The sequence below is a fragment of the Luteibacter sp. RCC_6_2 genome, assembly GCF_041360655.1.
In the GTDB taxonomy this organism is placed as follows: Bacteria; Pseudomonadota; Gammaproteobacteria; order Xanthomonadales; family Rhodanobacteraceae; genus Luteibacter.
Genome location: NZ_JBFUPQ010000014.1, coordinates 112,304 through 125,904, shown reverse-complemented (window position 1 = coordinate 125,904; position 13,601 = coordinate 112,304). Strand labels below are relative to the sequence as shown.

The window sequence follows — 13,601 nt, the reverse complement described above, 5'->3', positions numbered from 1 at the left end:
ATGGTCCGTGATCAGGTCGGCTGGCGATCCACTGCGCCTTGAGGAGCCAAAGGAAAAAGACAGTTGCTCCCACCAGGGATTGCTCTCCCCAAACAACGGATTCCGAGCAGCGTCAGTCGCTAACCTGCATTCAACGCCTCGCGCACCTTCCGCAGTAACGCACGCGACTGCACCGGCTTCTCGATCACATACAAATGATCGAGTTGTGGCAGCTCGTCGAGGTTCGGTGGCGCGTCGGGCCGCGCCAGCAGCAACACCGCGCCGCCATACCCGTGATCGAGCAACGCGGCCAGCGTGCGTACCCCGGTGAACAGGTTCATGTCGGCATCCATCACCACGAGATCCGGTACGCCGTGTGCCTCGATCCACTGCAACGCGGCCGTACCGCTCTGGCTCGCGCCCGCCTGGTAACCGTAGGCGTCGAGCGTGTCGACCAGCAGCGATAGCTGCACCGCTTCCTCCACCACCACGAGCACGCGTTCGGCTTCGCCTTGCAGGCTCGCGTCCATGACCTGCGGTTCGATGTGGTCGCCGTCCTCGCTGCGCAAGGGCAGGTACAGATGGAATTCCGTGCCTTCGCCTGCCTGGCTACGCACGCGCATGAGGCCGCCGTGACTGGCGACGATACGCTTGCAGGACAACAGGCCCAGACCCGTCCCTGCCTCCTTGGTGGTGAAGAACGGCTCGAACAATCGTTGCAGGACCTCGGGCGGCATGCCGTGCCCGCTGTCGACGACCGAAAGTCGCAGGTAACGCCCCGGCGCCGACTGCTCGCCGTCGGCGAAGAAATCCTCGGGCAGGCTGACCAGGTCCGTCTCGATGCGCAGCACGCCTCCCTCGGGCATCGCCTGGATGGCGTTGAGGCAAAGATTGAGCAGGCACTGCTGCAGCTCTGTGTGGTTGCCTTCGAAGGCGACGTCCGGATCGAAGATGTCCACGTCCATCCGCACCGTGCGCGGAACGCTTCCCTGCAGGAGCAGGTTCAGCGCTTCCAGCAAGGCACCAAGCTTCACCTGCTCGGCGCGCCGCGCGCCACGCGCGAAGGAAAGCATCGAGGACACCATCTCCAACCCGCGGCGCCCGCAATCGCGCACCAGCGTGCCCAGCCTCGCGAGGCGCGGGTCGTCGGCGTAGTCTTCGAGGGTGTCGCCGGCGAGCAACAACGGCTGCAACAGGTTGCGCAGGTCGTGGCTCAGGCCGCCTGCCAGCAGCGCGAGACTTTCGAAACGCTGCGCGCGGATCAGCTCCTGTTCCGCCCGCAAGCGGGCGCGCTGCTCCTCCGCTTCACGCAGTGCGCGACGAACCGCGCTGGCGAGACGTGCGGTGTTGTGCTTCAGGATGTAATCGGTGGCGCCGTTGCGCAATGCCTCGATCGCCGCTTCCTCGCCGAGCGTGGCGGAGATGAAGATGAAGGGAACGTCGGAACCACGCTCGCGCAGGATCTGCAACGCACGCTCGCCGCTGAAGACCGGCATGCTGAGATCGGACAGCACGATGTCCGGATGAAACTCGTCGAGGGCGGCGATATAGGCCTGCTCGTCGTCCACCAGCCGTGTCTCGTACTCGATCCCGTCCTGGTCGAGTTCGGTCAGCACCAGCTCCGCATCGAGGGGACTATCCTCGACCTGGAGAATCCTGACCTTCTGGCCTTGCCCGCCCATGTGCCGTCCCGTCCGTCGTCGCGTGTTATTCGCCGTCCGGGCGCTGGTTGAGCACCGCCCAGAAATGGCCAAGGGTCTGTACCGCCGTGAAGAACTGCTGCACGTCCACCGGCTTCAGTACATAGGCATTGACGCCGAGATCCCAGCTGCGCGCAAGATCGCTTTCTTCACGGGACGAGGACAGGATCACCACCGGCAATCGCTTCCAACGTTCTTCGGTACGCAGTTGCTTGAGTACCTCAAGGCCGTCCATGCGCGGCATCTTGATGTCGAGCAGGATCACGGAGGGATCGCCTTCCGGACGGTCGGCGAAGGCGCCACGGCGGTACAGCCAGTCGAGGCAGTCAACGCCATCTTCCACATGGACGACGGGATTGGCGAGCTTGGCCTCGCGAAGGGCATCGATGGCCATCTCGGCATCGGCCAGGGAGTCTTCGACGAGGAGGATGGTTCGCAGGTCGCGCTTGTTCATGTGTCACCCGTTCTGGAGCCCGGCACATCGGATGCCGGAAGTGAAAAATGGAAAGTGGCGCCGCGGTCGATTTCGCCCTCGGCCCAGGTACGGCCGCCGTGGCGGGAGATGATGCGCCTGACGTTGGCGAGGCCGATGCCGTTGCCGGGGAACTCGGAAGCGCGGTGCAAGCGCTGGAAGACGCCGAACAGCTTGCCCGCGTACTTCATGTCGAAGCCCGCGCCGTTGTCGCGCACCGAGAACTGGTAGTCGCCCGCGGGCGTTCGATCCAGCCCCACCTCGATCTGCGCGAATTCGCGATGCGAGGTGTATTTCACCGCGTTGCCGAGCAGGTTCTGCCACACGGTGCGGAGCATGTTCTCGTCACCGATCACGATAGGCATCGGCGCGATCTTCCAGTCGATGTGGCGCTCCTGGGCATCGGTCTCCACCAGTGCCCGGGCTTCCTCCACGAGGGACTGCATGTCGACCGGTTGCAGTCGCAGCGCACCGCGGCCAAGGCGCGAGAACACCAGCAGGTCGTCGATCAGTTGGGCCATGCGTCGCGACGAGCTGTTGATCACGTCGATGTAATGCCGCGCGCGATCGTCCGCCTTCTCACCGAGTTCCATCTCGAGCTTGCCCGCGAATCCCGAGATGTGCCGCAGCGGTGCGCGCAGGTCGTGCGACACCGAATAACTGAAGGCTTCCAGCTCGCGGTTCACATCCGAGATCTGTTCCACCTTGCCTTCGAGCTGCCGGTTCAGTTCGTTGACCTTCTGCTCCACCAGGGCTCGGGCGGTGATGTCGCTCACCGTCAACAGCAGGGCCGGATCGGCGCTGTCGGGTTGCTCGATGCGGCGGGCGTTGATCACCACGAAGCGGTCGATGCCGTCGGCCGTGCGTTGGGTCAGTTCGTAATCCCATAGTTCGCGATCGCGGGCGATCACGTCGGACAACCGCTGCAGCAACGCGGTGTCGCCCCATGCGCCGTCACCGATACGGTCGAGCGGCGCATGCTGGTCGCTTTCGGCATCGAAGCCGTAGAGCTCGGCGAAGGCGGTGTTCACCAGCAACGTGCGCAAGTGGCGATCGAGCATCGCGATCGGCTCGCGCACGGCCTGCACGATGAGCTGCGACCGCTTCACCGCATCGGCCACGCGGGATTCCGCGGCCAGGCGGATGGCGATCTGCCGCTCCGAAACCACGACCACGATGCCGAGCAGGGCGAGCTGCGCCAGCGCTGCGACCAGCAGCACGATGCGATTGTTCGACGCCAGCTTGGCGGCGTCGGCACGACGGTCGGCGAGCAACTTCGATTCGTCGGCGAGCACCTCGTCGATGGGACCGCGAACCGGGAACAGCTTGCGTGCATCCTCCATCGAAGCGAAGGCGCCGGGGCGATCGCCGGCGGCCAGGCGCTGCAAGGCCTGGTCGGTGAGGGCCATGCGTCCACTGGCGATCGATTCGAGGGCGCCCAGCCGGGTCAGTTGTGTCGCGTTGTCGCGGGTCATCTCGCGCAAGCCGGCGATGATCCCCGGCACGAGCTTGCGCGGTGCCAGGGCGCGCTCATCCAGCACGGCACTGTCGGGCGCGCCGGCGATGCGCGCGTACATCGCGGCCTCGCTGCTGCGCAGGATGCCGTCGAGCTGGTACACGCTGGCCTTGATCTCCGCCGTATGGGTGACCCAGTCACGCGAGTCCAGGGCGTCCTCCGAACTCGAGCGCGTGACGACATACGGCAGCGCCACGATCACGAGTACCGCCGCCAGCAGCCCGACCAGGCGCCAGCGCAGTCCGATGCGCTCGATCATGCCTTCCTCATCCCCACGACGACTCCTGCCCGGAAAGGACATTCATTGTAGACGCCGGATGCGTCGCTTCGGTGGATCGCCATCGCCTGCCCTCGGGACGCGCGACGGGTGCGCCCTCCTCCCCCGCCGACTGGCAAGGGAAGAGCGGCGCACCCGTCCGTTTGGAGGCGTGCTTAATGCCGAAGGCGTCGTGAAGGGCCTGTGACGGCGCGTGAAGGCCCGGCTCAGTTCGCCGGCGCGCTCATGGAATAGGGCTGGGCACCGTCGCCCGTACCCCACGCCTTGGCCGGCGTTTCCTGCATCGAGAAATGCAGTTCGCCACCCGCGACGATTTCCTCGTGCCGGACGAAGGTCCGCTCCAACGGCTTGCCATTGAGCGTGACCTTGCCCACGTACGGATGTTTCGCATCCAGGTGGTCGGCCGTGACGGTGAAGCGCTTGCCCCCGGCGAGGTTGAGCGTGGCCTTTTCCACGAACGGACGGCCGATCACGTACTGGTTGCTGCCGGGCGCCACCGGATAGAAACCCAGCGCCGTGAAGATGTACCACGCCGACATCTGGCCGAGGTCGTCGTTGCCGACGAGGCCCGTGGGCGTCGGGGTGTATTGGGTCTGCATGATCTTCACCAGGCGCTCCTGGGTCTTCCAGGGCTGGCCGGCGTAGTCGTAGAGGTAGGCCACCTGGTGGCTCGGCTCGTTGCCGTGCGCGTACCAGCCGATCAGGCCGGTGATGTCCTCGACATGGGCGAACGACTTCGGATCGACCTTCGCATCGAACACGGAATCCAGTTTGTCGACGAAGGCCTGCTTGCCGCCCAGCGCCTCGATCAGCCCGGCGACGTCCTGCGGCACGTACCAGGAATACTGCCAGGCGTTGCCTTCGGTGTAGTCGCTGCCATAGCCGGCGGACGAGGGATCGAAGGGCTCGCGGTACGTACCGTCGCTCTTGCGGGCGCGGAGGAAGCCGGTCTTGGTATCGAAGCTGTTCTTCCAGTTACCGGCGCGCTTCATGAAGGTCGCGGCGATATCGTCCTTGCCCATGGCCTTGGCCATCTGCGCCAGCGACCAGTCGTCGAACGCGTATTCCACCGTCTTGGACGCGGCCTCCGGCTGGCGGTCGATCGGCACGTAGCCCAGCTTCATGTAGTCGTCCAGGCCACCGTACGGCCCGTAGGTGGCGCTCGCCACCATCGCGTCCAGCGCGGCGTTGGCGTCGTAGCCGCGGATACCCTTCATATAGGCGTCGGCGATCACCGGCACCGCGTGGTAGCCGATCATGCACCAGGTTTCCATGCCCTGGTACGCCCACACCGGAAGGATGCCGAAGGGGCTGGCCTGGCGGGCGGCGATCAACGAACTGACGAAATCGTTGCTTTTCGCCGGTTCGAGCAAGGTCATCAGGGGCTGCTGCGCACGGTACACGTCCCAGAGCGACCAGGTGGAATAGAAGTCGAAGCCCTTGGCGGTATGCACCTGGTTGTCCGGGCCGCGGTACTCGCCGTTGACGTCCATCGACAGGCCGGGCGCGATCATGGCGTGGTACAGCGCCGTATAGAACGTCTTGCGGGTCTGCGCGGGCGCCTGCACGTCGATGCTGGAAAGCGCCTTCTCCCAGGCCTGGCGGGCCTCCCCGCGGCGCGCGTCGAAATCGAACCCGGCACCGTCCTTGTCCAGGTTGGCCACCGCGTTGTCCTCGCTCACGGACGATACCGCCACCTTGACGACCAGCGGCTTGCCGAGGTCGCCGAAGTCGAACACGCCCTCCAGGGCCCGCCCGCTGATCCCGTCCACGTCCTCGGCGCGGTTGCCCGGACCGCTGAAGCCACGGTACGGAATGGCCGACTCGCGGTTCTTGAGGCTGCGCGAGGCCAGCGGCTGGTTGAAGCGCATGGCGAAATACAGCTGGCGGCCGGGCGCCCAGCCGCGCGTGGTGCGGCCGCCGGTCACCGTGCCGTCGGCGCGGACGCGCAGGGACGACCACAACACCTTGCCGTCGTAATCGTAGATGCTGGGGCGGAGGTCGAGCAGGAGGTGGGCCGGCTTGCCCTTGGGGAAGGTATAGCGATGCCAGCCCACCCGGGCGCCCGCGGTCAACTCGGCCCGGACGCCGTAGTCTGCCAGCGTGACGGCGTAGTACCCTGCCTCGGCTTTCTCGCTCTTGTGATCGAAGCGCGAGCGATAGCCGCTACCGGGCTGGTCGGGGGAACCGGGATCCAGCTTCACGTCGCCGGCGATGGGCATGACGAGTACGTCGCCCAGGTCGGAATGGCCGCTGCCGGAGAAATGCGTATGGGAGAAACCGAGAATGCTCGAGTCGCCGTACTGGTAGCCGGCGGCCCATTTATAGGCGTGCTTCACGTCCGGCATGGCCGTGTCCGGCGAGAGCTGGATCATGCCGAAGGGCACCGTGGCGCCGGGGAAGGTATGCCCGTCGCCACCCGTGCCGATCATCGGATCGACCGCCGCGAAGGCGCTGGACGCCTTGTCGCTCGGGGCCGCCAGCGCGAGCGCGGGCAAGGCGAAGGACAGGGCGGCGGCCAGCAGGCCGTGGCGCAGGCGGGTGGTGCTCGACATCGTGGGTTCCCCTCGGGTGGACGCGTTGCGAGTGGCCGCGATCATTTGGATCGTGACAAACAGACCGAACGTAGCAAAGATAGCGCAGCCACGCATGTTGCACTGCGTGATGCATCCCTGGGCCTACCGCGCGATGATCGCCCGGTTTAGATCGTTTGAAGGAGCTCCAATGCCGAGGAATACCCCGCAGCGCCGCAAGGTGACACTCGCCGATATCGCCCAGGGTTGCGACGTATCGCGGGCCACCGTTTCCCTGGTGCTGCGCGGCAGCCCCTTGGTCAACTCCGCCACCCGGGCCCGGGTGGAGGCCGAACTGAAGCGCCAGGGCTACGTTTATAACCGGGCGGCGGCCAACCTGCGCCGGCGCACGTCCTCGAGCATCGGCCTGGTCATCAACGACCTCGGCAACCCCTTCTTCGCCGAATTCGCCGCCGGGGCCGACGAAGCCCTGGCCAGCGCGGGCTACGTCACCCTCCTGGGCAATACCGGCGAATCACCGGACCGCCAGCAGGCGGTGCTCAACTCGCTGATCGAGCATGGCCCCGCCGGCATCATCCTCTCCCCCGCCGAAGGCAGCGAAGGCGAGCAGGTCTTGGCCGCCGTGGGCATGCACACGCCCCTGCTCGTGTTCAACCGCGAACTGCCCGACGACGATGGCGCGCACCGCTGGGACACGCTCGAGATGGACAACGAGCACGGCGCCCGCCTCGCCACCGAGCACCTGATCGCCCTGGGCCACCAGCGCATCGCCTTCTTCGGCGGCCACCGCGACTCCAGTTCGGTGGAACAGCGTCGACGGGGCTACGCCGGCGCCATGCGCGATGCCGGGCTGAAGGTCGATCCGGCCTGGATGATCGAGAGCGCGCCGACGCGCCTCGAAGCCGCCCGGCAGACCGGCGCCCTGTTCGCCCGCGATCCCGCACCGACGGCGGCGGTTTGCTACAACGATGCCGTCGCCCTGGGCCTCATGCTTGGCCTGACCAAGCGGGGCCGCCGCCCGGGCGAGGACTTCGCCCTGACCGGTTTCGACGATGTCGCGGAAGCGTCCGTGTGCGTGCCGCCCCTCACCACCATCGCGGTCGATCCGCGTGGCCTCGGGCGGCGCAGCGCGGAACTCATCCTGGATAGATTGAGCAATCCCGAGACGGACACTGCATATACGATCGCGCCGGTACGGCTGGTCGTACGCGAAAGCAGCTGCCCGCCGTCCTCCCCCTGAACCAATCAATGGAGCGCCCCATGGCCACCGGTTACACGCCATCGTCCAGCTCGTCGTCATCGACGACCTCGGGCGACACCCGCTACACCTATTTCCCCCTCGCGCTCGGCGTGATGACGACGATCTTCTTCATGTGGGGGTTCCTGACCTGCCTGAACGACATCCTCATCCCGCACCTGAAGGCCGTGTTCGAACTGAACTACGCCCAGGCGCTGCTGATCCAGTTCACCTTCTTCGGGGCGTACTTCATCATGTCGCTGCCGGCGGGCAGGATCGTCGCCGCGCTCGGCTACAAGAAGAGCATCGTCGCCGGTTTGATCGTCGCCGGCATCGGCGCGGCCATGTTCTGGCCCGCCGCGGGCATGCGCCTGTACCCGTTCTTCCTCGCCGCGCTGTTCATCCTCGCCACCGGCATCACGGTGCTGCAGGTGGCGGCCAACGCCTATGTGGCCCTGCTCGGTCCCGAAAAGACCAGCTCCAGCCGCCTCACCCTGGCCCAGGCGCTGAATTCCTTCGGCACCTTCCTCGCCCCGTTCTTCGGCGGATTCCTGATCCTCTCCAACGCCGTGAAGAGCAGCGCGGACATCGCCAAGCTCTCCGCGGCGGAGCAGATCACCTATCGCGCGCATGAAGCCTCCACGGTGCAGGGCCCGTACATCGGCCTGGCCATCGTGCTGGTGCTGCTCGCCGTCGGCGTCTACCTGTTCAAGCTGCCGGCACTGGAAGAAACCACCGAGAAGGCCGACGACAGCCACCACACGCTGATGGACGCCCTGAAGACCCCGCACGTGCTCTTCGGCGTGCTCGGCATCTTCTTCTACGTCGGTGGCGAAGTGGCGATCGGCAGCTTCATGATCAATTACCTGCAGCTGCCGGAAATCGGCAACATGTCGGGTGAAGTGGCCGCCAGCCACGTGGCGTTCTACTGGGGTGGCGCGATGGTCGGCCGCTTCATCGGCTCGGCCCTGCTGGCCAAGTTCTCGCCGCGCAAGCTGCTTGCCGTGTTCGCCGTGATCAACATGCTGCTGGTGCTCACCACCATGATGACCACGGGCACCGTGGCCGTTTACAGCATCGTCGTCATCGGCCTGTTCAACTCGATCATGTTCCCGACGATCTTCTCGCTCGGCATCGAGCGCATGGGCCCCCTGACCGGCAAGGCGTCGAGCCTGCTGATCATGGCCATCGTCGGCGGCGCGCTGATCCCCTGGATCCAGGGCGTCATCGCCGACCAGATCGGCTTGCAGCACGCCTTCTTCATCCCGCTGATCTGCTACGCGTACATCGTGTTCTACGGCCTCAGCGGCTCGAAGATCCGCGGCGTGCCCGTCGCCGCTCGCTAAGCGCCCCACGACGACGGCCGGCCTCGGAGCCGGCCGTCGTTCTTTTCACCTCGCCCCCAAGGACAGGCCGTACGCATGTCTTCCATCCTCTGCTTCGGCGAGGCGCTGATCGATTTCCACGCACAGCCCCAGGGCGGCGCCGGTCAGCCTCCCGCCTTCGTTCCCTTTGCCGGCGGTGCGCCGGCCAATGTCGCGGTCGCCGCGGCACGCCTGGGTGCCCAGGCCCGCTTTGCCGGCATGCTCGCACGCGACATGTTCGGCGATTTCCTGCTCAAGAGCCTTACCGAACTCGGTGTCGGTACCGGCGACATCGCCCGTACCGACGAGGCGCGCACGGCGCTGGCCTTCGTCGCCCATGACGACAAGGGCGATCGCAGCTTCAGCTTCTACCGTCCGCCCGCCGCGGACTTGCTCTTCCGTCCCGAGCACTTCCGCGAGGAAGCCTTCGACGACCTCGCCATCTTCCATGTCTGTTCGAATTCGCTGACCGAAGCCGCCATTGCCGCCACCACGGTGGAAGGCATGCGCCGCGCCCGCGCGGCCGGCGCCCTGGTGAGTTTCGACATGAACCTGCGTCCCGCCTTGTGGCCCCGCGACGAGGCGCCGCTGCCGCGCCTGTGGGAGACCCTGAACGAGGCGGACGTGATCAAGCTGAGCGCGGAGGAATTCGCTTTCATCCACGCCGGGGCGGGTTCCGACGACGCCGTGCTGGAGCGTCTCTGGCGCGGCAAGGCGCGCCTGTTGCTGGTAACCGACGGCGCCGAGCCGATGCGCTGGTTCTCGCGCGGCGCGCGCGGCACGATCGAGGGTTATCACGTGGAAGCCGTCGACACGACCGCCGCCGGCGATGCCTTCGTCGGCGGGTTGCTCGCCCGCCTCGCCACCGAAGGCGTCACTCCCGGACGCTTCGACACGCTCATCGCCGACGAGCGTCGCCTCGTCGACCTGATCCGATTCGCCGCCGCGTGCGGCGCGATCACCGCCACCCGCAAGGGCTCGTTCACCGCCATCCCCGACCAGGCCGAAGTGAAGGCCTTCATGGAGAAGCACGCATGACGACCGTTCCCCTTCCCGATTTCCATTCCGTCGATGTCCTGCGCGACCACGTCGCGAAGACCATGGCTTTCTACAAGCCGAACGAGGTCGATCCGGCCGGCGGTTTCTTCCAGTACTACAAGGACGACGGCACGGTCTACGACAAGACCCACCGTCACCTCGTGTCCAGCACGCGCTTCGTCTTCAACCACGCGATGGCCTACCTCGAGTTCAAGAAGCCCGAGGACAAGGAACTCACGATGCACGGGCTGAAGTACCTGCGCGAGGTGCACCTCAATCCGGAGACCGGCGGGTACGCCTGGACCATCGCCGACGGCAAGCGCGACGACCAGATGAACCACTGCTACGGGCTGGCCTTCATGCTGCTGGCGTATTCCTGCGGCGTGAAGGTCGGGTTCGACGAGGCGCGCACGTGGCAGGACGAGATCTGGAACCTGCTCGAGAAGCGCTATTGGGAGCCGTCGTACGGCCTCTATCGCGACGAGGCCGACAAGGACTGGAACTTCACCGGTTACCGCGGCCAGAACGCGAACATGCACATGACCGAGGCGATGATCGCCGCGTGGGAAGCCACGAAGGACGACCGCTTCCTCGACCGCGCGCTGCTGCTAGCCGGGAACATGACCCAGCGCCAGGCCGGCCTGACGCCGCAGAAGCTCGTGTGGGAGCACTACCACAGCGACTGGACCATCGATTGGGAATACAACCTCGACAATCCCAAGCACCTGTTCCGCCCCTGGGGTTTCCAACCCGGTCACCAGACCGAATGGGCGAAGCTGCTGATGATGCTCGAGCGCTATACCAAGGGCACGGCGCGGCATGAGCCGTGGCTCGTTCCCACGGCGAAGCACCTCTTCGACGAAGCGCTGGACAAGGCCTGGGACAAGGAATACGGCGGCATCGCCTACGGTTTCTCGCCCGAGGGCGACGTCTGCGACGACGACAAGTATTTCTGGGTACAGGCCGAATCGCTGGGCGCGGCGCAGCTGTTGTTCGAGACCACCGGCGAGAAGAAGTACGACGAGTGGTACGAAAAGATCTGGGCCTATAGCTGGGAACACTTCGTCGACCACACGTACGGCGCGTGGTATCGCATCCTCAAGCGGAACAACGAGAAGTACGACGACGAGAAGAGCCCCGCCGGCAAGACCGACTATCACACGATGGGCGCATGCTACGAAGTGATGGCGTCGCTGCGGCGGATGCAGGCCAAGTAAAGAGCGCCAGCCGGGCTCCGCTGGAAAGCAGGAGCCCGGCATTCCACGACCGCACATTCTTCCAATACGCCGACAGTCACTGCACGCGCACCTTGCCTGGTGCGTTTCAGGCAACACGGTGACGCGCTCGAAGGACCTACTGACGACATCTCCCGCGACCTAGGATGCAGACGTATCCCCCCCTGGAGGTCTCCCTCATGTCGTCCGTAGCTCCCATCGCGCGTCCCGCCGCGCAGCCCCCTCAAGAACTGGTCCCGTCCCGCTACGCGGTGAAGATCGGCGACATCGACGTGCTCGTGATCAGCGACGGTGTCATGCCGATACCGGCGGTGACCATGGCGGCGAACGCCGCACCCACCGACCTGTCGGACTGGCTGGGTTACATGTACATGCCGCCGGACACCTTCGATTGGCCGCTGAACGTGATGGTGGCGCGCAGCGGTGAACAGACGATCCTCATCGACGCCGGACTGGGCATCCAGTTTCCGGGCTTCCCGCGCACCGGCCACCTTCCGCAGCGACTCGCCTCCGCCGGCATCGATCTCGCCTCGATCACCGATATCGTGATCACCCACATGCACATGGACCATGTCGGCGGCTTGCTGGTCGAGGGCGTGAAGGAGGGCTTGCGTCCGGACGTCCGCATCCACGTGAACGCCGCCGAGGTCGCGTTCTGGGAAGCACCCGATTTCACCCACACCGCCATGCCGCCGGCGGTGCCGCCGGTGCTTCGCTCGACCGCGAAGAGCTTCGCGAACGAATACCGCGATCGCATCCGCACCTTCGACGAATCGTACGAAGTGGCACCGGGCGTCGTCGTCCGGCGCACCGGCGGCCACACGCCCGGACACTCCGTGGTCGCGCTGAACTCACGCGGTGAGCAGCTGACCTTCGCCGGCGACGCCGTCTTCCCCGTCGGCTTCGACCACCCGGAATGGTCCAACGGCTTCGAGCACGATCCCGAGGAAGCGGCGCGCGTTCGCTTGAGCCTGTTCCGCGAGATGGCGGAAAGCGGCTCGCTGATGGTGGCCACCCACCTGCCCTTCCCCTCCGTGGGCCGTGTCGCGATCAGCGGCGATAAGTTCCGCTGGGTGCCGGTGATCTGGGATTTCTGATTTTTCGGGCCGTGTGGGCCAGCCGCGATCTGGCATCGCCAGCAGGCTGGCTCCCACCGAGCCAACACGAATCGCGCCGCTTTGGTGGGAGCCGGCCCTCCGGTGGGAAGCCGCTTAAGCGGCGATAGGTGCTTGCCATAACCTGGCCCGCTGCCGCGGGATCGCCGACAAGGTCGGCTCCCACAAGGGCCCTCCTCCGGAAGCCTTCTATCACCGGAAGCCCTCCTCTCACCGGAGCCTTCTGTCACCAGGGGCTCTTCAACCGGAACTACTCGTGCGCCAGGGCAGCGACTGCTTGAGCGTCGCGATATCCGCCCACGGGTCCGCATCCGCTGAATTCGCGCGTTTCAAGGCCTTCTTCAGATCGAAGGCGGCACCGCCTTTCAACCGTGCGATCTCATCCCAGCGTACCGGCATGGCAACAGGCGCACCGTGCCGCGCGCGCAACGACCAGCCGGTGACGCTCGTCGCGCCGCGCGTGTTGCGCAACCAGTCGATGAAGATCAGACCTTCGCGCTTGGCCTTGCTGGCCTGCGCGATGTAACGCTGGGGTTTGTCCGCGACCATCGCATCGGCGATGCCTTCGCAGAACGCCTTCACCGCTTCCCAGGAAGGCCCGCGACGGAACGGGGCTACCACGTGCAGTCCCTTGCCACCGGACGTGCGCACGAAGCTCTCCATCTTCGTTTCGGCAAGACGGTCGCGGATCTCGCGAGCCGCCGCCACGATGTCCTTCCATGCCACGCCCGTGGCCGGGTCGAGGTCGAAGATCAGGCGATCCGGCTGGTCGGGCTTGTCGGCGCGGGCGCCCCAGGGATGGAATTCGAGCGTATTCATCTGCACCAGTTCGAGCACGCCGGCGACATCGTCCACATAGATGTACTCGGCTTCGCCTCCGTCCTTTTCCCTCAGCGTGACGGCTTTCACGTGCTCGCCGAGCTTGTCGCTGTGGTGCTTCTGGAAGAAACACTGGCCGGTGGTGCCCTGTGGGCAACGGACCAGCGAGAGCGGACGCCCGCGCAGTTCAGGCAACATGCGTGAAGCGACCGCTTCGTAATATGCCGCCACCTCGCCCTTGGTCGGGCCACCCTCGCCGAACACTTCGCGCTCGGGATGGGTGATGGTGACGCCGCCGACATTCTGTCCGGCCAT

At 65.9% G+C, this 13,601-nt stretch carries 10 protein-coding genes; 5 read left to right on the top strand and 5 right to left on the bottom strand.

From position 1 onward, the window contains the following. Positions 1 to 119 precede the first annotated feature (119 nt). The 4 genes from AB6730_RS15625 to AB6730_RS15610 all read right to left on the bottom strand — a co-directional run bounded on the left by AB6730_RS15625 (position 120) and on the right by AB6730_RS15610 (position 6,499). Positions 120 to 1,661 carry a response regulator gene (locus AB6730_RS15625; RefSeq protein ID WP_371024532.1) on the bottom strand — a complete coding sequence of 514 codons (1,542 nt, stop codon included), beginning with the start codon at positions 1,659 to 1,661 and terminating at the stop codon, positions 120 to 122. Between the two features lie 25 nt (positions 1,662 to 1,686). Then, a complete protein-coding gene (locus AB6730_RS15620) occupies positions 1,687 to 2,133 on the bottom strand; it encodes a response regulator (protein WP_371024531.1) in 447 nt (148 codons plus the stop codon). Further along, positions 2,130 to 3,926, bottom strand: coding sequence for an ATP-binding protein (locus AB6730_RS15615; protein ID WP_371024530.1), 1,797 nt, complete (start codon positions 3,924 to 3,926; stop codon positions 2,130 to 2,132). Before AB6730_RS15615 ends, AB6730_RS15620 begins: the two co-directional genes overlap by 4 nt. A 224-nt stretch (positions 3,927 to 4,150) precedes the next feature. Next, positions 4,151 to 6,499 (bottom strand): GH92 family glycosyl hydrolase, encoded by a 2,349-nt coding sequence (locus AB6730_RS15610; RefSeq protein ID WP_371024529.1) that lies wholly within the window; start codon positions 6,497 to 6,499, stop codon positions 4,151 to 4,153. 169 nt (positions 6,500 to 6,668) lie between these two features. Between AB6730_RS15610 and AB6730_RS15605 the strand changes: the two genes are divergently transcribed. The 5 genes from AB6730_RS15605 (at position 6,669) to AB6730_RS15585 (ending at position 12,449) form a co-directional block, all read left to right on the top strand. After that, entirely contained in the window at positions 6,669 to 7,718 is a 1,050-nt protein-coding gene (locus AB6730_RS15605; protein WP_371024528.1) for a LacI family DNA-binding transcriptional regulator, read from the top strand. Positions 7,719 to 7,831: 113 nt separating this feature from the next. Next, positions 7,832 to 9,061 (top strand): L-fucose:H+ symporter permease, encoded by a 1,230-nt coding sequence (gene fucP, locus AB6730_RS15600; RefSeq protein WP_371024536.1) that lies wholly within the window; start codon positions 7,832 to 7,834, stop codon positions 9,059 to 9,061. 75 nt (positions 9,062 to 9,136) lie between these two features. Further along, entirely contained in the window at positions 9,137 to 10,117 is a 981-nt protein-coding gene (locus tag AB6730_RS15595) for a carbohydrate kinase (protein WP_371024527.1), read from the top strand. After that, the gene (locus tag AB6730_RS15590) at positions 10,114 to 11,334 is read left to right on the top strand and encodes an AGE family epimerase/isomerase (protein ID WP_371024526.1); all 1,221 of its coding nucleotides are present in this window, start codon (positions 10,114 to 10,116) and stop codon (positions 11,332 to 11,334) included. Before AB6730_RS15595 ends, AB6730_RS15590 begins: the two co-directional genes overlap by 4 nt. Before the next feature lie 197 nt (positions 11,335 to 11,531). Beyond that, entirely contained in the window at positions 11,532 to 12,449 is a 918-nt protein-coding gene (locus AB6730_RS15585; RefSeq protein ID WP_371024525.1) for an MBL fold metallo-hydrolase, read from the top strand. A 258-nt stretch (positions 12,450 to 12,707) separates the two neighbouring features. Here the strand turns inward: AB6730_RS15585 and ligD are convergent, their stop codons facing one another. Then, positions 12,708 to 13,601 (bottom strand): non-homologous end-joining DNA ligase, encoded by an 894-nt coding sequence (gene ligD, locus AB6730_RS15580; protein ID WP_371024524.1) that lies wholly within the window; start codon positions 13,599 to 13,601, stop codon positions 12,708 to 12,710.

What these genes read in the sequence shown, in the direction of transcription:
- AB6730_RS15585 (WP_371024525.1), top strand. Translation starts at nt 11,532, where the DNA reads ATGTCGTCCGTAGCTCCCATCGCGCGTCCCGCCGCGCAGCCCCCTCAA.
- AB6730_RS15610 (WP_371024529.1), bottom strand. Translation starts at nt 6,499, where the DNA reads ATGTCGAGCACCACCCGCCTGCGCCACGGCCTGCTGGCCGCCGCCCTG.
- AB6730_RS15625 (WP_371024532.1), bottom strand. Translation starts at nt 1,661, where the DNA reads ATGGGCGGGCAAGGCCAGAAGGTCAGGATTCTCCAGGTCGAGGATAGT.
- fucP (WP_371024536.1), top strand. Translation starts at nt 7,832, where the DNA reads ATGACGACGATCTTCTTCATGTGGGGGTTCCTGACCTGCCTGAACGAC.
- ligD (WP_371024524.1), bottom strand. Translation starts at nt 13,601, where the DNA reads ATGGCCGGACAGAATGTCGGCGGCGTCACCATCACCCATCCCGAGCGC.
- AB6730_RS15620 (WP_371024531.1), bottom strand. Translation starts at nt 2,133, where the DNA reads ATGAACAAGCGCGACCTGCGAACCATCCTCCTCGTCGAAGACTCCCTG.
- AB6730_RS15595 (WP_371024527.1), top strand. Translation starts at nt 9,137, where the DNA reads ATGTCTTCCATCCTCTGCTTCGGCGAGGCGCTGATCGATTTCCACGCA.
- AB6730_RS15615 (WP_371024530.1), bottom strand. Translation starts at nt 3,926, where the DNA reads ATGATCGAGCGCATCGGACTGCGCTGGCGCCTGGTCGGGCTGCTGGCG.
- AB6730_RS15605 (WP_371024528.1), top strand. Translation starts at nt 6,669, where the DNA reads ATGCCGAGGAATACCCCGCAGCGCCGCAAGGTGACACTCGCCGATATC.
- AB6730_RS15590 (WP_371024526.1), top strand. Translation starts at nt 10,114, where the DNA reads ATGACGACCGTTCCCCTTCCCGATTTCCATTCCGTCGATGTCCTGCGC.